16 protein-coding genes and 4 tRNA genes are annotated in these 20,055 nt (G+C 68.6%); 11 read left to right on the top strand and 9 right to left on the bottom strand.

All coding sequences use genetic code 11. From position 1 onward, the window contains the following. The first annotated feature begins 91 nt into the window (after window positions 1-91). The 6 genes from ABTX62_RS02170 to purM all read left to right on the top strand — a co-directional run bounded on the left by ABTX62_RS02170 (window position 92) and on the right by purM (window position 5,781). A complete protein-coding gene (locus ABTX62_RS02170; RefSeq protein ID WP_352114369.1) occupies window positions 92-592 on the top strand; it encodes an ArsR/SmtB family transcription factor in 501 nt (166 codons plus the stop codon). Window positions 593-610: 18 nt separating this feature from the next. Further along, on the top strand, window positions 611-1,444 hold the full coding sequence (locus ABTX62_RS02175) for a M23 family metallopeptidase (RefSeq protein ID WP_352114370.1): 834 nt from the start codon (window positions 611-613) through the stop codon (window positions 1,442-1,444). Window positions 1,445-1,454: 10 nt separating this feature from the next. After that, entirely contained in the window at window positions 1,455-2,252 is a 798-nt protein-coding gene (locus tag ABTX62_RS02180; RefSeq protein ID WP_352114371.1) for a maleylpyruvate isomerase family mycothiol-dependent enzyme, read from the top strand. Window positions 2,253-2,289: 37 nt separating this feature from the next. Further along, window positions 2,290-3,063 carry an META domain-containing protein gene (locus tag ABTX62_RS02185; RefSeq protein WP_352114372.1) on the top strand — a complete coding sequence of 258 codons (774 nt, stop codon included), beginning with the start codon at window positions 2,290-2,292 and terminating at the stop codon, window positions 3,061-3,063. Window positions 3,064-3,126: 63 nt separating this feature from the next. Beyond that, the gene (gene purF / locus ABTX62_RS02190; protein ID WP_352114373.1) at window positions 3,127-4,656 is read left to right on the top strand and encodes an amidophosphoribosyltransferase; all 1,530 of its coding nucleotides are present in this window, start codon (window positions 3,127-3,129) and stop codon (window positions 4,654-4,656) included. A 45-nt stretch (window positions 4,657-4,701) separates the two neighbouring features. Continuing rightward, window positions 4,702-5,781, top strand: coding sequence for a phosphoribosylformylglycinamidine cyclo-ligase (gene purM, locus ABTX62_RS02195; protein ID WP_352114374.1), 1,080 nt, complete (start codon window positions 4,702-4,704; stop codon window positions 5,779-5,781). Between the two features lie 83 nt (window positions 5,782-5,864). Here purM and ABTX62_RS02200 read toward each other — a convergent pair whose 3' ends face one another. Together ABTX62_RS02200 and ABTX62_RS02205 are read right to left on the bottom strand one after the other, a co-directional pair. Then, window positions 5,865-6,113, bottom strand: a complete 249-nt coding sequence (locus tag ABTX62_RS02200; protein WP_283974199.1) for a DUF3073 domain-containing protein — start codon at window positions 6,111-6,113, stop codon at window positions 5,865-5,867. A gap of 319 nt (window positions 6,114-6,432) precedes the next feature. Further along, complete coding sequence (locus ABTX62_RS02205; RefSeq protein ID WP_352114375.1) at window positions 6,433-7,539, bottom strand: Leu/Phe/Val dehydrogenase; 1,107 nt, start codon at window positions 7,537-7,539, stop codon at window positions 6,433-6,435. 220 nt (window positions 7,540-7,759) lie between these two features. On the opposite strand from ABTX62_RS02205, the gene ABTX62_RS02210 reads away from it, so the two are divergent. Then, window positions 7,760-8,605, top strand: a complete 846-nt coding sequence (locus ABTX62_RS02210) for a DUF8083 family protein (protein ID WP_352114376.1) — start codon at window positions 7,760-7,762, stop codon at window positions 8,603-8,605. A gap of 599 nt (window positions 8,606-9,204) precedes the next feature. Continuing rightward, a complete protein-coding gene (gene bldC, locus ABTX62_RS02215; protein ID WP_003949541.1) occupies window positions 9,205-9,411 on the top strand; it encodes a developmental transcriptional regulator BldC in 207 nt (68 codons plus the stop codon). A gap of 461 nt (window positions 9,412-9,872) precedes the next feature. On the opposite strand, the gene ABTX62_RS02220 is transcribed toward bldC, so the two are convergent. From ABTX62_RS02220 to hrpA, 3 genes are all read right to left on the bottom strand, one after another. Then, window positions 9,873-10,064 (bottom strand): DUF6274 family protein, encoded by a 192-nt coding sequence (locus tag ABTX62_RS02220; RefSeq protein WP_352114377.1) that lies wholly within the window; start codon window positions 10,062-10,064, stop codon window positions 9,873-9,875. Window positions 10,065-10,220: 156 nt separating this feature from the next. Then, a tRNA-Asp gene (locus ABTX62_RS02225) sits at window positions 10,221-10,295 on the bottom strand. A gap of 94 nt (window positions 10,296-10,389) precedes the next feature. Then, window positions 10,390-14,334 (bottom strand): ATP-dependent RNA helicase HrpA, encoded by a 3,945-nt coding sequence (gene hrpA / locus ABTX62_RS02230; RefSeq protein ID WP_352114378.1) that lies wholly within the window; start codon window positions 14,332-14,334, stop codon window positions 10,390-10,392. A gap of 274 nt (window positions 14,335-14,608) precedes the next feature. Here hrpA and ABTX62_RS02235 point away from each other — a divergent pair, with 274 nt between their 5' ends. After that, on the top strand, window positions 14,609-14,905 hold the full coding sequence (locus ABTX62_RS02235) for an IS200/IS605 family accessory protein TnpB-related protein (protein ID WP_352114423.1): 297 nt from the start codon (window positions 14,609-14,611) through the stop codon (window positions 14,903-14,905). Between the two features lie 239 nt (window positions 14,906-15,144). Here the strand turns inward: ABTX62_RS02235 and ABTX62_RS02240 are convergent. The 4 genes from ABTX62_RS02240 to ABTX62_RS02255 all read right to left on the bottom strand — a co-directional run bounded on the left by ABTX62_RS02240 (window position 15,145) and on the right by ABTX62_RS02255 (window position 17,080). Then, window positions 15,145-15,218, bottom strand: a tRNA-Phe gene (locus ABTX62_RS02240). Window positions 15,219-15,242: 24 nt separating this feature from the next. Further along, window positions 15,243-15,317 (bottom strand) — tRNA-Asp (locus tag ABTX62_RS02245). Window positions 15,318-15,352: 35 nt separating this feature from the next. Beyond that, window positions 15,353-15,425: transfer RNA gene (locus ABTX62_RS02250), tRNA-Glu, on the bottom strand. Between the two features lie 80 nt (window positions 15,426-15,505). Next, the gene (locus tag ABTX62_RS02255) at window positions 15,506-17,080 is read right to left on the bottom strand and encodes a metallophosphoesterase family protein (protein ID WP_352114379.1); all 1,575 of its coding nucleotides are present in this window, start codon (window positions 17,078-17,080) and stop codon (window positions 15,506-15,508) included. Window positions 17,081-17,163: 83 nt separating this feature from the next. Between ABTX62_RS02255 and ABTX62_RS02260 the strand changes: the two genes are divergently transcribed. Together ABTX62_RS02260 and ABTX62_RS02265 are read left to right on the top strand one after the other, a co-directional pair. Further along, window positions 17,164-17,514: a metallopeptidase family protein gene (locus ABTX62_RS02260; protein WP_283974205.1), complete on the top strand. Its 351-nt coding sequence runs from the start codon at window positions 17,164-17,166 to the stop codon at window positions 17,512-17,514. Between the two features lie 948 nt (window positions 17,515-18,462). Continuing rightward, a partial coding sequence (locus tag ABTX62_RS02265; protein WP_352114380.1) for a DEAD/DEAH box helicase occupies window positions 18,463-20,055 on the top strand: 1,593 nt, incomplete at its 3' end.

Raw genomic sequence — 20,055 nt, forward strand, 5'->3', positions numbered from 1 at the left:
GCCCGGTCCGCCGGGCGGGGGCTTCGCCGTGCCCGGGCGGATGCGCGCACCGGCTCTTGCACGTGATTACGTAGTTCCGTAATATCGAAGAATGGACCTGGAACAGCGCGTCACAGACCTGGAGCGCCGTCTGGTGGAGCTGGAAGGCGCCCGGCGCGCCGAGCCCCGCATCGACGGGGGCGACTTCTGGGCTTTGAACGGGCTGAGGGAGCAACTGTCGGAGGCCGGGGTGGCCGACGGCGGTGTCCTCTACACCGGCTCCGTGGGGCTGCCGACGGGCGCGGAGTACTCCTGGCAGATGACCGTCCTCACGGAGGACCTGCTGGAGGGCGACTGGACGACGGCCGCCGAGTCGTTCGCGGCACTCGGCCACCCGGTCCGGATCCGCCTGCTCCGCGAGATCCTCGGCGGCCGGCGCACCGCCACCGAACTCACCGAGCTGGACGAGGTCGGCACGACCGGCCAGATCTACCACCACCTGCGCCAGCTCACCGCCACGGGCTGGCTCCACACGACCGGCCGGGGCCGCCACGAGGTGCCACCGGCGCGGGTGGTACCGCTCCTGGTGGCCCTGGCGACGACCCGCCCATAAACGAACCGGGGGAACCGAATGTCCGCACGCAAGCTCGGCATGGCGGCCTGCCGGGGCCTTCAAGTGGCCTTCATCGGCCTGGTCACGGCCCATGTCTGCTTCGACTGGCGCTACCACGTCCTGTGGAACTGCCTGGTACTGGTTCTCGCGTACGTCGTCATCACCGTCGCCAACCGCTGGGGCGGCGCCCCGGACGACCCCCGGGTCGCCCCTGAGCCCCTGGAGGTCGCCCCGCCCGTGGCCGGCCGCTGGTCCGCGCTGAACGGCCCGGCCGAGCGAACCCCGAGCCATGGCGTCCACGCCCACGGGCAGACGTACGCCATCGACATCCTCGCCGAGCCCGAGCCGGGAGCCCGCCCGGCCTCCGGCCGGCTGTGGCCGCTCGCCCGCCGTCCCCAGGACTTCCCGGCCTTCGGCGCCCCGATCCTCGCGGTCGCCGACGCCACGGTCGTACGGGCCGCGGACGGTCAGCGCGACCACCTCAGCCGCACCTCGCTGCCCGGGCTGCTCTACCTGATGCTCGTCGAGGGCTCCGTGCGCGAGCTGTGCGGAGTGCACCGCATCCTCGGCAACCACCTCGTCCTCGACCTCGGCGACGGCACCCACGCCGCCTACGCCCACCTCCAGCGCGGCTCCCTCACCGTCCGCGAGGGCGACCGGGTGCGGGCCGGGCAGGTGCTCGCCCGCTGCGGCAACTCCGGCAACTCCTCCGAACCGCACCTGCACTTCCAGCTGATGGACGACCCCGACCCGGACGCGGCCCGGGGCGTCCCCTTCACCTGGCAGGGCATCGGCGTGCCCCGCAACGGCGAGATCTTCGAGGCGCCTCCGGCTGTCACAGCCCGCGCTTAGGCTGACTCCCATGCCACCGGCCAAGAAGCGCACCCGCAGCTACGACCCAGCCAAGATCCGCGCGGCCGTGCTCGCCCAGTTCGGGAACGTACGGCAGGCCGTCCGGGGGCTCACCCCGGAGCAGCTGGGCCGGCCCACCCGGCTCGGCGACTGGACGGTGCGGGAGCTTGCCGCGCATGTGGTTATGGCCGTGGAGACCGTCAGCCGCAACCTCGACCGCGAGGAGCCGGCGAAGGCGGACCTGGCCCTGCTCGACTGGCCCTTCGCCACCGCCGCCCGCGCCCCCGGCATCGCCGACGACACCCGGCGCCTCGCCGATGCCAACCCCGACCTCGACGCCCTCTACGCGAGCACCGCGGAGCGCCTCGCCAAGAGCCTGGCCGACACCCCCGGCACCCGCCTGCTGCCCACCCGCACCGGCTCCCTGCCCCTCGCCGACTACCTCGTCACCCGCACCGTCGAACTCGTCGTCCACACCGACGACCTCAACGCCGCCGTTCCCGGCCTGGACATCCCCTACGACCGTCAGGCCCTGGCCGCCTGCACCCGGCTGCTCGCCGACGCGCTCGCCGCGAAGGCCCCCGGCGGGTCGACGGAGGTGAGGGTGCCGCCGTACGCCGTCGTACAGTGCGTGGAGGGGCCGAGGCACACCCGGGGCACCCCGCCCCACGTCGTCGAGACGGACCCGCTGACCTGGATCCGGCTGGCGACCGGGCGGATGGAATGGGCGCAGGCCCTCCAGGACGCAAACGTCAGCGCGAGCGGAGAGCGGGCGGACCTGTCGGCCTACCTGCCCCTGATGACATAAGGGGAACCGATCCCCCCGGGTCGCCCGTCGAAGTGGCATGGACAGGCAGAAGCAGCGCATGACCCTGACGGCCGCCGCCATGCTCGTCCCGCTCATGGCGGCCTGCGGCAGTGAGACGGCGGACGGCGGCAGCGGCTCGGTCGGTGCCGAGCGGCCGGTCACCGGTGTGCGATGGAGCGTGGACAGCGCCACCGCGAACGGCCGGACGCAGCAGGCCCCCGCCGGGGCGCACATGACCATCGAGAAGGGCCGGGCCGAGGGCAGCTTCGGCTGCAACCACTTCAGCGCCGAGGCCACCGTCGACGGCGACCGCGTCCGGCTCGGCAAGACCATGGCCACCGAGATGGCCTGCGAGAACACGTCCATGGCGTTCGAGAAGACCCTCGCCCGGGTCTTGTCGGACCAGGAGCTGAAGGCGAAGGTGGACGGCGACCGCCTCACCCTCACCAACACCCGGGGCGACACCGTCCGTCTGACCGAGGCGCGGGACGCCCCGCTGGCCGGCACCGAATGGACCTTCACGACCCCGAAGGCGGACGGCCGGGCCCACCTCACCTTCGACGAGAAGAAGGGCACCGTCTCCGGCAGCCTCGGCTGCAACAAGGTGAACGCCAGCGCCACGGTCCGCGACGGCCATATCACCCTCGGCCCCCCTGCCACGACCCGAATGATGTGCGAAGACTCACTCATGGCCGACGAGAAGACCCTGCTGCGTCTTTTCGACGGGAAGTCGACGTACCGAGTGGATCACCAAACCCTCACGCTGACCAGCGAAGACGGCACGCGTGTGCAGGCGGTCGCCGAGCGGTGATCCACCGGAAAGTCCGGTATCCCCAATTCGGACCAGTGGTCGACCTCGCCTACACTCGGAGGCGTGCCACGTGGTGACGGACGACTCAACCACGACCTGCTCCCCGGTGAGAAGGGCCCCCAGGACGCTTGTGGCGTCTTCGGTGTCTGGGCTCCGGGCGAAGAGGTCGCCAAGCTCACGTACTTCGGGCTCTACGCCCTCCAGCATCGAGGCCAGGAATCCGCGGGAATCGCGGTCAGCAACGGCTCACAGATCCTCGTCTTCAAGGACATGGGCCTGGTTTCCCAGGTCTTCGACGAAACCTCCCTCGGCTCGCTCCAGGGTCACATCGCGGTCGGACACGCCCGCTACTCGACCACCGGCGCCTCCGTCTGGGAGAACGCCCAGCCGACGTTCCGTGCCACCGGGCACGGATCCATCGCGCTCGGCCACAACGGCAACCTTGTCAACACCGCCCAGCTCGCCGAGATGGTGGCCGACCTGCCCAAGCAGGAAGGCGGCCGCACCCCGCGCGTCGCGGCGACCAACGACACCGACCTGCTCACCGCGCTCCTCGCGGCCCAGGTCGACGAGGACGGCAAGCCGCTGACCATCGAGGAGGCCGCCCACAGCGTCCTCCCGAAGGTCCGGGGCGCCTTCTCCCTCGTCTTCATGGACGAGCACACCCTGTACGCGGCCCGCGACCCGCAGGGCATCCGCCCGCTGGTCCTCGGCCGCCTGGAGCGCGGCTGGGTCATCGCCTCCGAGTCCGCCGCCCTCGACATCTGCGGCGCCAGCTACGTCCGCGAGATCGAGCCGGGCGAGTTCGTCGCCATCGACGAGAACGGCCTGCGCACCTCCCGATTCGCGGACGCGAAGCCCAAGGGCTGTGTCTTCGAGTACGTGTACCTGGCCCGCCCGGACACCGACATCGCCGGCCGGAACGTGTACCTCTCCCGCGTGGAGATGGGCCGCAAGCTGGCGAAGGAGGCCCCGGTCGAGGCCGACCTGGTCATAGCGACCCCGGAATCCGGCACACCCGCGGCGATCGGCTACGCGGAGGCCTCCGGCATCCCGTTCGGCGCCGGCCTCGTCAAGAACGCCTACGTCGGCCGGACGTTCATCCAGCCCTCGCAGACCATCCGCCAGCTGGGCATCCGCCTGAAGCTGAACCCGCTGAAGGAAGTCATCAAGGGCAAGCGCCTGGTCGTCGTCGACGACTCGATCGTGCGCGGCAACACCCAGCGGGCCCTGGTCCGCATGCTCCGCGAGGCGGGCGCCGCCGAGGTCCACATCCGGATCTCCTCGCCGCCCGTGAAGTGGCCCTGCTTCTTCGGCATCGACTTCGCCACCCGCGCCGAGCTCATCGCCAACGGCATGACGATCGACGAGATCGGCACCTCCCTGGGCGCCGACTCCCTCGCCTACATCTCCATCGACGGCATGATCGAGGCGACCACCATCGCCAAGCCGAACCTGTGCCGCGCCTGCTTCGACGGCGAGTACCCGATGGAGCTCCCGGACCCCGAGCTGCTCGGCAAGCAGCTGCTGGAGACGGAACTGGCCGCCGGCCCCGCCGCCACGGCCGCAGCCGACGCGATCCGCCGCCCGTAGACGGCCCGCAACACCTGCCGTACGACACGAAGGTTCTCTTTAGCCATGTCCGAGAAACCCCATGCCGAGGGCGGCGCCAGCTACGCAGCCGCGGGCGTCGACATCGAAGCGGGCGACCGCGCCGTCGAACTGATGAAGGAGTGGGTGAAGAAGGCCCAGCGCCCCGAGGTCCTCGGCGGCCTCGGCGGCTTCGCCGGCCTCTTCGACGCCTCCGCCCTGAAGAACTACGAGCGGCCCCTGCTCGCCTCCGCCACCGACGGCGTCGGCACCAAGGTCGACATCGCCCGCCGGCTCGGCGTCTACGACACCATCGGCCACGACCTGGTCGCCATGGTCATGGACGACATCGTGGTGTGCGGTGCCGAACCCCTTTTCATGACCGACTACATCTGCGTCGGCAAGGTCCACCCCGAGCGGGTCGCCGCCATCGTCAAGGGCATCGCCGAGGGCTGTGTGCTGGCCGGCTGCGCCCTGGTCGGCGGCGAGACGGCCGAGCACCCGGGCCTGCTGGGCGAGGACGACTTCGACGTCGCCGGCGCGGGTACGGGCGTTGTGGAGGCCGACCGGCTGCTCGGCGCGGATCGCATCCGGACGGGTGACGCGGTGATCGCCATGGCGTCCTCCGGTCTTCACTCGAACGGATACTCCCTCGTCCGGCACGTCCTGCTGAACCAGGCCGGCCTGGCCCTGGACGCGCACATCGAGGAGCTCGGCCGCACCCTCGGCGAGGAGCTGCTGGAGCCCACCAAGATCTACTCACTGGACTGCCTGGCCCTGATGCGCACCACCGAGGTGCACGCCTTCAGCCACGTCACCGGCGGCGGACTCGCGGCCAACCTCGCCCGGGTCATCCCGGACGACCTGCACGCCGTCGTGGACCGCTCCACCTGGACGCCGGCCCCGATCTTCGACCTCGTCGGCCGTACCGGCAGCGTCGAGCGACTGGAGCTCGAGAAGACCCTGAACATGGGCGTCGGCATGATCGCGATCGTGCCGCAGGAGTCCGTGGACGTGGCCCTGACGACTCTTGCCGACCGTGGCATGGACGCCTGGGTGGCCGGAGAGATCACCAACCGGGGCGAGCACACCACTGGTGCCGCCCTGATCGGTGACTACGCGAGCTGAGGCACGGGGTTCGTGACCCTGCAAGCAGCACAGAACCCGGTCGGTGACCGAAGTCACCGACCGGGCACGTGCTCAGTGCAAGGTCAAGCGCCGCGACGATGCTGCGAGGACTGGCCGTCCTCGTCGTCGTCGTCCTCGTAGAGGTCGGCGTACCGTGCGTACAGGTCGTCGTCCTGATCATCGTCCTCGAACGGCTCGCCGTTAGGCGGCTGCGGATTCGAAGGCGATGCACCCAGCTCCTCGGCCAGGCGTGAGAGGTCAGTCCCACCGCTGTTGTACTTCAGCTGGCGGGCGACCTTCGTCTGCTTGGCCTTGGCCCGGCCGCGCCCCATGGCTCGACCCCCTCAACGACGGGGCTCGACGGCCCCAGAGTCTTGACACGCGTTCATGGTCCGGCACGGACTCTCCGCGGAGAGACCGGTCCGTAGGGCTTCCACGGTACCTGAGCCCGCGCCCATACGGTACGTCGCCCGCATGACGTGCCCGCGCCCAGGACCTTCGAGGCGCCCCGTCCTCGCTGGTCAACCGCGATTTTAACCACTTATCGGCGGTCGACCCGCCGGTAGAAGTGAGAGTTCTCTCTAACTGCCCACCGGCGGGTACCGGTCAAACGTGCGAGACATCCGCGATCGGTCCCGCACCGGACCGGGGTCAGCGGGCCCGGCGGGCCAGGACCGCGTCGTGCATCCGCTGCTCGGCGATCCGGTCGGCCGCGGCGGCCGGCGGAATCCCGTCCTCCTTCGCACGTGCGAATATGGCCAGCGTGGTGTCGAAGATCTTCGACGCCTTCGCCTTGCACCGGTCGAAGTCGAAGCCGTGCAACTCGTCGGCGACCTGGATGACACCGCCGGCGTTCACCACGTAGTCCGGCGCGTAGAGGATCCCGCGGTCGGCGAGGTCCTTCTCCACACCCGGGTGGGCGAGCTGGTTGTTGGCGGCACCGCAGACCACCTGGGCGGTCAGCGCGGGCACGGTGTCGTCGTTCAGGGCACCGCCGAGCGCGCACGGGGCGTAGATGTCGAGGCCCTCGGCGCGGATCAGCGTGGCGGTGTCGGCGACGGCCGTCACGCCCGTCGGGTGGGCCGCGAGGATCCTCCCCACGGCGTCCTCGCACACGTCGGTGATGACGACCTCGGCGCCCTCCGCCCGCAGGTGCTCCACCAGGTGGTGGCCGACCTTGCCGACACCGGCGATGCCGACCCGCCTGCCCCGCAGCGAGGGGTCGCCCCACAGGTGCTGCGCGGAGGCGCGCATGCCCTGGTAGACGCCGTAGGCGGTCAGGACCGAGGAGTCCCCGGCGCCGCCGTTCTCGGGGGAGCGACCGGTCGTCCAGCGGCACTCACGGGCCACGACGTCCATGTCGGCGACATACGTACCGACGTCGCAGGCGGTGACGTACCGGCCACCGATCGAGGCCACGAACCGGCCGTAGGCGAGGAGCAGCTCCTCGCTCTTGATCTTCTCCGGGTCGCCGATGATCACGGCCTTGCCGCCGCCGTGGTCGAGACCGGCCATGGCGTTCTTGTACGACATCCCGCGGGCGAGGTTCAGCGCGTCGGCGACGGCCTCGGCCTCGTTCGCGTACGGGTAGAAGCGCGTACCGCCGAGCGCGGGGCCCAGGGCGGTGGAGTGGAGGGCGATGACGGCCTTGAGGCCGCTCGCGCGGTCCTGGCAGAGCACGACTTGCTCATGTCCGCCCTGGTCCGAGTGGAACAGGGTGTGCAGTACATCAGCAGGTGCGCCGGTTACGTCGGTCACGGTGGTGACTCCTGTGTAGGTGCGGCGGGCGGAGACCAGCTCCCGTGCGGGTGGCGGGGCTGTTGGGCACGAGATTAGAGCCTGGTGGGCCCGCTGACCGCACCGTGCACAGGATCACCTCCGACCGGAGTACACCCGTGCGACGATTTGCGTGGATTCCCGCGCGATCGCGAGTGGGTTCCGCAGGTTTTCGCGGCGGCGCGCGGGGGAGGGAGCAGGCGTGCCCAAGGTGACCTCGCTGATCGTCCCCTACGCGACCTACCTGCGCGTGTACGAACCGCTGGCCGCCTTCCCCGAGCCGGAGCGCAGCCAGTGGGCCCGTTACGCCCGCCGGACGGACCGCCCTTCGTACCAGGACGAACTGCGCCGGGCCCTGGCCGACTTGGCTCCCACCCCGCCGGTCGCGGTGCCGGTGCACGAGAGCGAGGACGCCTTCGTGCTCGAGGTCGACGGCGTCGTCTGCGTCTGCCCCTGGCGCACCCGGCTGCGCGGCTGGCTCGCCCTGGACGAGCTCCCCGAGGAGCTCCCGCCGCCGGTCATGGACGCGGTCCTGCCGCCCGTCCTGCGGCGCCAGGCGACTCAGGACTACGAGCGCTGGCTGTCGATCAACCCGGACGCCCGGCCGTGGATCCGTACCGCCACCTGGCAGGTGCCGATCAACTGGTTCGTGCTGGTCTCCGACGAGGAGCGCGAGTACGACAAGGGCGCCTCGGGCGACAGCCCTCCGGTGCTGCGCTACCGCACCCCGATGGTGCAGGCCCGGCGGCGGGTGGCCCGGGGCCTGCGCGCCCTGCGGGAGGCCATGGACGAGGGGCCTTTGATCGACGGCCTGGTGGACGTCGGGCGCTGGCTGGAGGAGTTCCACCCCCGCTCGCTGGTGGAGCTGGACTACGGCGGCCTGGTGCACGCGGTGCCGGCCGGGACGTTGGAGGACGACCACTCCGCCGCGGACGTGGCGCAGGGCATCGCCGCGCTGCGCCGGGGCGACAGGGCCGCCGCGGGGAAGGCCTACGCCCGGCTCGTGCAGCGGTGGCGTGCCGTGCGGGATCTGCGGTCGGCCAACTGACCCCTGACCTTGATGACCGTGCGGACCGCTCGCCCTCGGTAACGAACTGACGTTTGACGAACCGCCCGATGTGGGGTTTCGTCCTCGCATCAAGTTCCTGAAGCCGGCTGTGCGTCTTCTGAGGCTCCGTCACCAAAGGACGTAGGGACCGATCCGGGCAGACCTCTCAAGTAGGCCAAGCGTGACGGACTACACGTACGAGGCTCTTGCGTCCCTTGCCCCTCCTCATGCCAAAATAGGACAAGGAGTCCGGGGAGGGCTCCTTCCGTCCCGTGGTGCTGCACTATGGGTGGAATCTCAGCATTGCACGCTTTGGGGGGCCTGGTGACTTCCTGATCGCCCTGTGACTGATCGTCACAGCGGTGTGACTGTCCGCTATGGCATGGTCCATCGGCTTCCGTCGCTGATGAACACCTGGAGGGGCAATTCCATCGGTTTGGCCGACGCGGCTGGACGGATGGTGTAGTTGTAGTGCCGAGGACAAGCCGTTCGTCCTATAACCGACTCGACTCGCGTCCGCCATTTCGGGCAACGCGGGTCAAGGTGCAGAATTTAGAGGAAAGAACCGAGAAGGTTCGGTTCTCCCGAGGAGGCCGCTCATGACCGCTCGCACCCCTGATGCCGAGCCGCTGCTGACCCCGGCTGAGGTCGCCACGATGTTCCGCGTCGACCCCAAGACGGTCACGCGGTGGGCGAAAGCCGGCAAGCTCACGTCGATCCGCACGCTCGGCGGGCATCGGCGCTACCGCGAGGCCGAGGTCCGCGCTCTGCTCGCGGGCATCCCGCAGCAGCGCAGCGAGGCCTGAACAACTGAATAACCGGGCAAACCGGCTGGTTCCCCCAACTGGCCGCGCCGTCCGGAACCACAGCTCCACACGACGCGGGATCTGCCCCAACAGGCCCCCCGCCCACGCCAGTCAGAGCTTTCCAGGCATACAAGGGTGCGTCGTCGATCGCGCTGGACTCCGCCGGGTCCAGCGCGATCTTTTTTGTGCGCCCCCGATCGGTCCGCCGACGCTGCTGTGAGCGGCCCTGTAGGAGCCTGGGGAGGGGTGCCGGATCCCCTGTGCGGGACGCCCCGGTCAGGGTGCAATTGCACATATAAAATTGACTCTTTGTAGGAGGGAGGTAAATACCGCACTTTCCAAAACTCATGCGGTGACACCCGTCACATACCAAGCGGCTTGTTAGCCCTGCCGCGAGTGCGGTAGAGAACCCTCCGGCTCCAGCAACCCCCGCCCCAGCGGGCGTTGGGGCAACACGTCGATCACCCGCGAGCCGGCCTCTCGTGCTCCCCGGCCGCAGCCGGGCCCTGAGCGGCACGCGGCGCCGACTCCATCGCCAGCCGCAGCAGACGGTGGCAGATCGGACAGTGCCGGGTGAGGTGCCGATACGACGACGCGGCCGCCAAGTGCGCGCGAAGCAGAGCCCGCGTCTCGTGCCTGACCGCTGCCGCCATACGCCACCTCCACAAGGCCGCACGGAGAACGGCCCTGGTTCTGGGGTACCGACGGAATGAAGGGGCGTCAAGACGGCGTGGAGCGGCCCAGAAGCCGGACACCAACGGCAGGGCACACAAAAGAGCCCGGATCCGAAGATCCGGGCTCTCATCAAGCGGTCCTGACGGGATTTGAACCCGCGGCCTCCACCTTGACAGGGTGGCGAGCACTCCAAACTGCTCCACAGGACCAGGTTTCGCGGCGCCATTCGTGCGTTGCGCTGCGAGAAGAGACTCTACAGGAGGGTGAGCCCCGGGCGCGAACTCACCCCCCGTACCCGCCCCGTCACGGAGCCGCCGCGTCGATCGCCTTCACGATCCGCTTGTCGGAAACCGGGTAGGCCGTGCCCAAGGCGTGAGCGAAATAGCTGACCCGGAGCTCCTCGATCATCCAGCGGATGTCCAGGACCGACGACGGCACCGGCCGGCCCTGCGGCATCTGCTCCAGCAGCCAGGCGTACTCGTCCCGCATCTCGTGGACCTTCTGCATCCGCGTCGTGTCCCGCTGGACGTTTGCCGGCATCTGCTGCAAACGCCGGTCGGCCGCCACCAGATAGCGCATCAGGTCCGGCATGCGCCGCACCCCCGCCTCCGTCACGAAACCCGGCTTCACGAGAGCGTCCAACTGCCCCCGCACGTCCTGGAGGTTCGGCAGCAGCGCGGGGCTGCGCACCGCCTTCAGACGCCGCTCACACGCCTGCCAAGCGGCCAGCACCTGCTGCACCTGCCCCACCGTACGCACCGTCGTGTCGACGATCTCGGCACGCACCCTGTCAAACAGCTTCCGGTACGACTCCTCGTCCCACGCCGGCCCCCCGAAGTCCCCGATCAGCTTGTCGGCGGCGGCCATCGCACAGTCGTCGAACAGACCCTGTATCGAACCGTGGGGATTCGCGGACAACGCCAGCTTCTGCGCGTTCGTCAGGCGGTCGCTCGCGAATTTCGCCGGACTCACCGGAATGTTCCGCAGGATCAGCCTTCGCGTGCCCTTCCACATGGCCAGCGCCTGCTCCGCCTCCGTGTCGAACAGCCGCACGGACACCGTGTCACCGTCGTCGACCAGCGCCGGATACGCCTTCACCGGCTGACCCGCCCGGCGCGTCTCGAAGACCCGGGTGAGAGCGCCGATCGTCCAGTCCGTCAGGCCCGAGCGCTCCAAGGACTCGCCCCCGGAGCGCTCGGCCGTCGCCGCGGCCGCCTGCGAAAGGGCCTTACGGGCCTTCGGGCGCAGCCGCAGCTTCAGCACCTCCAGATCCTTGTCCTCGGCCAGCTTGCGACGCCGCTCGTCAACGATCCGGAACGTGACCTTCAGATGGTCGGGAACCTTGGACAGATCGAAATCGTCCGCCTCGAAGGGCACACCCACCATGAGCCTCAGCTCACGGGCCATGGTCGTGGTCAAGGGCTCCTGAAGCGGGACGGCCCGGTCCAGGAACGCCCTCGCGAAGTTCGGCGCCGGCACGTAGTTCCGGCGGACCGGCTTCGGCAACGACCGGATCAACTCCGTGACCAACTCCTCCCTCAGGCCCGGAATCTGCCAGTCGAAACCCTCGTCCGTCACCTGGTTGAGCACCTGCAACGGGATGTGCACCGTCACACCGTCGGCGTCCGCACCCGGCTCGAACTGGTACGTCACCCGGAACTTCAGATTCCCCTGACGCCACGAGTCCGGATAGTCCGCCTTGGTGACCTCGCCCGCCTTCTCGTTGATGAGCATCTCGCGCTCGAAGTCGAGAAGATCAGGCTGCTCATGCCGCTTGTGCTTCCACCACGAGTCGAAATGCGCGCCCGAGACGACATGCTCGGGAATCCGCTGGTCGTAGAAGTCGAACAGCGTCTCGTCATCCACCAGGATGTCCCGGCGCCGGGCCCGGTGCTCCAGCTCCTCGACCTCCGTCAAAAGACGCCGGTTGTCCGAGAAGAACTTGTGATGCGTACGCCAGTCACCCTCGACCAACGCGTTCCGGATGAACAGCTCACGGCTGATCTCCGGATCGATCCGCCCGTAATTGACCTTCCGCTGCGCCACGATCGGCACGCCGTACAGCGTCACCTTCTCGTACGCCATCACCGCGGCCTGGTCCTTCTCCCAGTGCGGCTCGCTGTACGTGCGCTTGACCAGGTGCGCGGCGAGCGGCTCGACCCACTCGGGCTCGATCCTGGCGTTGACGCGTGCCCACAGACGAGAGGTCTCGACCAGCTCGGCGGACATCACGAAACGCGGCGGCTTCTTGAAGAGCGCCGAACCGGGGAAGACCGCGAACTTGGCACCGCGCGCCCCCAGGTACTCGTTCTTCGCGCCCTCCTTCACATCCTTCATGCCGATGTGCGACAACAGGCCGGCCAGCAGGGAGAGATGGACACGGTCGGCCGGGGCGTCGTCCTCGTTGGGATGGATGCCCATCTGCTTCGCGACCGTGCGCAACTGCGTGTAAATGTCCTGCCATTCACGGATGCGAAGGAAATTCAGATACTCCTGCTTGCACATCCGGCGGAAGGACGACGAACCCCGCTCCTTCTGCTGCTCACGGACATAACGCCACAGATTCAGATAAGCCAGGAAATCACTGCTCTCGTCCCTGAACCGGGCATGCTGCTGGTCGGCCTGAGCCTGCTTGTCCGCCGGACGCTCCCGCGGATCCTGAATGGACAGCGCGGCGGCTATCACCATCACCTCACGCGCACAACCGTTCCTGTCCGCCTCCAGCACCATCCGCGCCAACCGCGGATCGACCGGCAACTGGGCCAACTTGCGGCCGGTGTCCGTCAGCCGCTTGCGCGGGTCCTTCTGCGCCGGATCGAGAGCGTTCAGCTCCTGGAGCAGCTGAACACCATCACGGATGTTGCGATGGTCCGGCGGATCGATGAAGGGAAACTTCTCGATGTCACCCAGGCCGGCCGCCGTCATCTGCAAGATCACCGAAGCGAGATTCGTCCGGAGGATCTCCGCGTCCGTGAACTCCGGACGCGCGTTGAAATCGTCCTCGCTGTACAGACGGATACAGATACCGTCCGACGTACGACCACAACGACCCTTGCGCTGATTGGCGCTGGCCTGCGAGACCGGCTCGATGGGCAGCCGCTGCACCTTCGTACGGTGACTGTAACGAGAGATCCGCGCGAACCCCGGATCGATCACGTACTTGATACCCGGAACCGTCAACGAGGTCTCCGCCACATTCGTGGCCAGAACAATCCTGCGCCCCGAATGCGGCTGAAACACACGATGCTGCTCCGCATGCGACAACCGGGCATACAACGGCAGAATCTCCGTGAACCGAAAATTCTTCTTGGTGAGCGCGTCGGCCGTGTCCCTGATCTCCCGCTCACCCGAGAGGAACACCAGGATGTCGCCCTTCCCCTCCCGCTGCAGCTCCTCCACGGCATCGATGATCGCCGTGATCTGATCCCGGTCGGCGTCGTCGCCCTCCTCCTCCAGTAGCGGCCGGTAACGAACCTCCACCGGATACGTACGACCACTGACCTCGATGATCGGGGCATCACCGAAATGCCGAGAAAAGCGCTCAGGATCGATTGTCGCCGACGTGATCACGACCTTGAGATCAGGCCGCTTCGGCAACAACTGAGCCAGATAACCCAGCAGAAAGTCGATGTTCAGCGACCGCTCGTGAGCCTCGTCGATGATGATCGTGTCGTAAGCGCGCAGCTCCCGATCCGTCTGGATCTCCGCGAGCAGGATGCCGTCCGTCATCAGCTTCACGAACGTGGCATCCGGATCGACCTGATCCGTAAAACGGACCTTCCAGCCCACGGCCCCACCGAGCGGCGTGTCCAATTCCTCGGCAACCCGCTCGGCCACCGTACGAGCGGCGATCCTGCGAGGCTGCGTATGCCCGATCATGGCGCGCACACCCCGACCGAGCTCCAGACAGATCTTGGGAATCTGCGTCGTCTTCCCCGAACCCGTCTCACCGGCGACGATCACGACCTGATGATCACGAATCGCCGCCGCGATATCGCTCTTCTTCTGGCTGACCGGCAACTGCTCGGGATACGAGACCTCCGGCACAAGAGCACGCCGCCCGGCCATCCGCTCCTCGGCCCTGCCCACCTCCGCCTCGATCTCGGCGAGCACGGCGGCCCGCGCCTCCGGCTTGCGAATCTTGCGCGCACCTTCGAGCCTGCGCCCGAGCCGATGCGCATCGCGCAGGGACAGCTCGGACAGGCGGGGGGCGAGGGCGCCGAGGGCGGAGGCAGAGTGCGTAGACATACGCGATCCAGGATCTCATCCCCCGCAAAACAGAGGCGAACGGATTTCGACCACACACGAAGACGCCCTGCGAGCTCACGACCGACCAGCCACTCGATCGAGTGACCGAAGATCGATCACCTGAACACAGCCCCGTCCTCCTCCTGCATTCCTGCACGTGAAACTCGTCATCCGCGAAACTCCTGCCGACCCCCGAACAGGCATCGGCACCACAGGTAACCCTCCACGCCAGCAACGCGGCAGCCGACCACGTCTCCCACATCTGCGGAAGCGTGTGGAGCCGGAGACCCAACGCATCGGCCGCGGCATCCCCCTGGAAAACCTGGGCGGCATCCGCGAAGGGGCACGGCTGAAGAAGCCCCAACGCGTCACGATCCACTCCTGGGCCTTCGCCCAGCTCGGCGCCTTCATCGCATACAGGGCGCGCAGGGCCGGAGTGCCGGTGGTATACGTCCACCCGGCCCACACCGGCCAGGAGTGCTCACGCTGCCCTCACATCGACAAGAGGAACCGGCCGACACAGGCCGTGTTCTCCTGCAGGACTGCGGCTTCGTTGAGCAGGCGGACCTGAACGCGCCCCACGTCATCGCCGATCGCGGCTGGTGGACCTGGGTCTGCGGGGCCGAGTCGCACGTCCCTGCTCTCACGCTGATCGCGTAGAGCTGGATGCGCCGCTTACGCCGAAGCCATCGGCGGGGCGAGCTGCGAGCCGGGGAGACGCATCTCTTCGGCAGCGGACGCGGACGCTCGTACTCGGGCGGGATCACGGCGTACAACAAAGCCCCGATCCGCGGATCGGGGCCTTCGCTGTGGCTGGGGCCGGGGTCGAACCGGCGACCTATCGCTTTTCAGGCGATCGCTCGTACCAACTGAGCTACCCAGCCATAAGGTTTCACGTGAAACCTCAGCGGTCCTGACGGGATTTGAACCCGCGGCCTCCACCTTGACAGGGTGGCGAGCACTCCAAACTGCTCCACAGGACCAAGCTTCGTACGACAGTGTCGCACAGGGTGGTGCGTGCCCCCAACGGGATTCGAACCCGTGCTACCGCCTTGAAAGGGCGGCGTCCTAGGCCGCTAGACGATGAGGGCTATCGGCCCGCCTGGGCGCTTCTCAGCGCGTCGGGGACGTGAGAAGCATATGGGATGGGGGGAGCTATCGCCAAAACGGTTTAGGGAGAGGCCGTCGGAGTGCCCTCTGGTGGGGTGCTGGGGGACGGGCTCGCGCCGGGCTGGTTCTCCTTCGGGATGTGGCGGCTGACCTCGGCTGTGGTGAGGCCGAGGCCGCCCAGTTCGATCTCGTCCCAGGCCTGGAGATGGCGGGTGTCCCGGTCGAAGTAGAGGATCGACGTCTCGATGGGGTCGGGGTGCTTGCCCTCGATGGCGCGCAGGCCGCTGCCGCCTGTGGAGCCCTCGATGCGGAGGCGGGTGCCGTAGGGCAGGATCTCCATTTCGTCGTGGTGGACGTGGCCTGCCAGGACCAGGGGGACTTCTCCGTCGACTTCGCGGGCGGCGGCGGGTTCGTGGGCGACGGCGATGTCGACCGGGGTGCCGGCCGTGCTCTGGTCGCGCAGCGCTGTGGCCAGTCGGGCGCCGGCGAGTTCCTGGGACTGCTCGGCGCCTGCCTGCTGGGAGCGGTCGGGGGTGAACTGGGGGTCGCCGATGCCGGCGAAGCGCAGGCCTTTGATCGTCTTGGCTTTGGCGTCGTCCAGGACGTGGACGTTTTTCAGCTTCTGCATGTAGCGCTGGGTGGTCATCGAGTCGTGGTTGCCGCGGACCCAGACGTAGGGGGCGCCGAGGTCTTCGATGGGGTCCAGGAAGCCGTTTTCGGCGGCTGTGCCGTGGTCCATGGTGTCGCCGGAGTCGACGATGACGTCGATCTTGTACTGCTCCACGAGTGAGGCGATGATCTTCCAGCTCGCTGGGTTGAGGTGGATGTCGGAGACGTGCAGGACCCGGATGGTGGAGGGGTCGGGCGCGTAGGCGGGGAGTGTAGAGGTGGCGTCGTAGAGCTTGGTCACGTTGGTGACCAGACGGGCCAATTCCTTTTGGTAGATGTCGAATTCGGTGACGATGTTGCGGGCGTTGCCGACGAGGGAGGGGGCGGAGGTGAGCAGGCCGGAGAACTTGGGTTCCAGGACGGAGTCGGGGCGCCAGGTGGCGTAGGCGGTGGTGCCTGAGGCGGCGAGGAGGGTGAGGGCGAGGCCGCCGGCGGCGAGGGCGCGGCGTGGGCGGCGGTAGACGGCGAGGCCGAGGGCGGTGGCTCCGGCGACGACGGCGACGCCGGAGCGGAGGGCTAGGTCGAGGGTGCCGCGGCCGACGTCTTCGTTGACCTCGTCTTGGAGGCCGGAGAGGCGTTCGGGGTGGTCGACGAGGGCTTGGGAGCGGTCGGGGTCGAGTTGGTCGATGTTGACGTCGAGGCGGAGGGGGGCGTTGTGACTGTCGAGCTGGAGGTCGCCGAGCGGTGAGATGTTGATTTTGGTGCCGCCGGTGAGGGAGGGGCGGAGGGTCATGGTGGTGTTCATGGGGCCGACGGGGACGCGGACGTTGCCGACGACGAGGAGTCCCAGCCAGGCGCCGAGGAGGACGACGGTGACGAGTCCTGCTGCCCGGGTCCAGGGGTGCGGCTGTGCCACGAGTTCGATGGTGGTGGGTGCCTGGCGTGAGCGGTAGTGGCGGGTGAGGGCGCGTGGGCCCTGGAGGATCGGGTTGAGGATGCTCCGGACTGTGGCGGGGACGCGGGCCATTGGTCGCGTATGCCCGTGTGCGTGGGTGGATATGCGGAGCGGGAGGGCTCTCGTGCGGTGGGGTGGTGCCGGACAATGGGCGTGTGCTGGAGATGACGCGTGAGGAGTTCGAGGAGCTGGTCGCCGAGGCGCTGGACCGGATTCCGCCGGAGTTGATGCGGTTGATGGACAACGTCGCGGTGTTCGTCGAGGACGAGCCGCCGGCGGATGATCCGGAGTTGTTGGGGTTGTACGAGGGGACTCCGTTGACGGATCGGGGTGAGTGGTACGCGGGTGTGTTGCCGGATCGGATCACGATCTACCGGAATCCGACGTTGCGGATGTGTGAGTCGCGGGAGGATGTCGTCGCGGAGACGGAGATCACTGTGGTGCATGAGATCGCGCATCACTTCGGCATTGATGACGCGCGTCTTCACGCTCTGGGGTACGGGTGACCGGGTTGTGAATGCGGTGCGCGTGTCCTCTTGTGGGCGGGGGGAGTTGGAGGTGTTGACTCCATCGCGCCTTCCGGAGGTGGCCCCGTGCGCCCCTTGTACGTACCCGTCCGACTGGCCGTCACGGTCGTGGCGGTCGCCGCTGCCGCCGGCTGTATGAGTGTCGGCGACGACGACGTGGGCGGGAGTGCCAAGCCGTCGCACTCGGCCGGTCGGCCGGGTGGTGAGGCGCCCGATGGGGGGCCGGCGGTTTCGGGCGGCGGCGGGTTCGGCGCGGCGGGGGCCGAGGGTGAGCGGGGGCGTGGCAAGAGCCAGAAGGACGGGAAGGGCAAGGGGGGCGGGGCGCGGGGGTCGGCGTCCCCCGAGGTGTCGCCGAGCGCTGATGTGAGTCTGTCGGCGCCGGGGCGTGACGGGCCGGGGAAGCCGTCGCGACCCTCGCCGAGGCCGCCGGTGCCGCCGACGCCCACGCGGACGGTCGAGCCGGAGCCGACGCCGGAGCCGCCGGAGCCGACGGTGTCGCCGGAGCCGACGCCGGAGCCGTCGTCGTCGGCGCATGAGCCGCCGAGTCCGCAGTTGGCGCAGCGGGAGCCGGCGCCGGAGGCGGGTTCGCCGGCGTGAGGTGGGGATGCGGTGTGGGGGCGGGGAGTCTGTGGACCGGGGTGGGAACATTTCCGGTGGGCGGGTGGTTGCAGCTCTCGGGTGGCCGTTCGGTCGACGGACAGTCGCCCACTGTCTCCTGCGCGGTCCGGTTTGCCTTGAGGGGCCCGGAGTGCGTATGGTGGCAGATCGTTTGATCCCATCTTGCCCGGCGCCACTGCAGAGCGCGCCGTGTGGCGCGTACTCTCCCTTGCCGTGGTGGACCGCATTGAGGCGGTCGTATTGCGAATCGCGAATCACGGAGTTGACGGGCGCGTGCCGACTTGAGACTCCGGAAGGTTTCGCATTCGCATGTCCATCGCCAGTACTGATCACGTCGTCGTGCCCGAGAACGAGGCAATCGAGGACGCCCCCGAGGCCACGTTCGCGGACCTCGGTCTTCCCGAAGGCGTTGTGCGCAAGCTTGCGCAGAACGGCGTGACCACTCCCTTCCCGATCCAGGCCGCGACCATTCCGGACGCCCTGGCCGGCAAGGACATCCTCGGCCGTGGCCGCACGGGCTCCGGCAAGACTCTGTCGTTCGGTCTGCCGACTCTGGCCACGCTGGCCGGTGGCCGTACCGAGAAGCACAAGCCGCGTGCGGTCATCCTGACGCCGACGCGTGAGCTGGCCATGCAGGTCGCCGATGCGTTGCAGCCCTACGGCGACGTCCTCGGCCTGAAGATGAAGGTCGTCTGCGGCGGTACGTCGATGGGCAACCAGATCTACGCCCTGGAGCGGGGCGTCGACGTCCTGGTCGCCACGCCGGGCCGACTGCGCGACATCATCAACCGTGGTGCCTGTTCGCTGGAGAACGTGCAGATCGCCGTTCTCGACGAGGCCGACCAGATGTCGGACCTGGGCTTCCTGCCCGAGGTCACCGAGCTGCTCGACCAGGTTCCGGCCGGCGGCCAGCGGATGTTGTTCTCGGCCACGATGGAGAACGAGATCTCCACGCTGGTCAAGCGCTACCTGACCGACCCGGTCACGCATGAGGTCGACAGCGCCCAGGGCAATGTGACGACCATGTCGCACCACATTCTCATCGTGAAGCCCAAGGACAAGGCGCCGGTCACGGCCGCGATCGCCTCCCGCAAGGGCCGCACGATCATCTTCGTCCGCACCCAGCTGGGCGCGGACCGTATCGCGGAGCAGCTCTGCGACTCCGGTGTGAAGGCGGACGCGCTGCACGGCGGTATGACGCAGGGTGCGCGTACCCGTGTGCTGGAGGACTTCAAGAAGGGCTACGTCAACGCGCTCGTCGCGACGGACGTCGCCGCTCGCGGTATTCACGTCGACGGCATCGACCTGGTGCTGAACGTGGATCCGGCCGGTGATCACAAGGACTACCTGCACCGGGCGGGCCGCACCGCGCGGGCCGGCCGCACGGGCACGGTCGTGTCCCTGTCGCTGCCGCATCAGCGGCGTCAGATCTTCCGGCTGATGGAGGACGCGGGCGTCGACGCCGGGCGTCACATCATCCAGGGTGCCGGCGCGTTCGACCCGGAGGTCGCCGAGATCACCGGTGCCCGGTCGATGACCGAGGTTCAGGCCGAGTCGGTGGGCAGTGCCGCGCAGCAGGCCGAGCGTGAGGTCGCTCAGCTCGCCAAGGAGCTGGAGCGGGCGCAGCGGCGTGCGAGCGAGCTGCGCGAGGAGGCCGACCGTCTGGTCGCGCGGGTCGCTCGTGAGCAGGGTGAGGACCCGGAGGCCGCGGTGGCCGAGGCGCAGGCGGCGGTGGCCGCGGCGGCCGAGGTGTCCGTGCCCGAGCAGCCGGCGGCGCAGGACGTCGACCGGGCGGACCGGGACGATCGTGGTGGCCGTGGGTTCGAGCGTCGTGACGACAGTCGTGGTGGTGGTTTCCGCCGGGACGAGCGTCGTGATGACAGCCGTGGTGGTGGGCGTTCG

Source organism: Streptomyces sp. NPDC096046 (assembly GCF_040303285.1).
Taxonomy (GTDB): Bacteria; Actinomycetota; Actinomycetes; order Streptomycetales; family Streptomycetaceae; genus Streptomyces.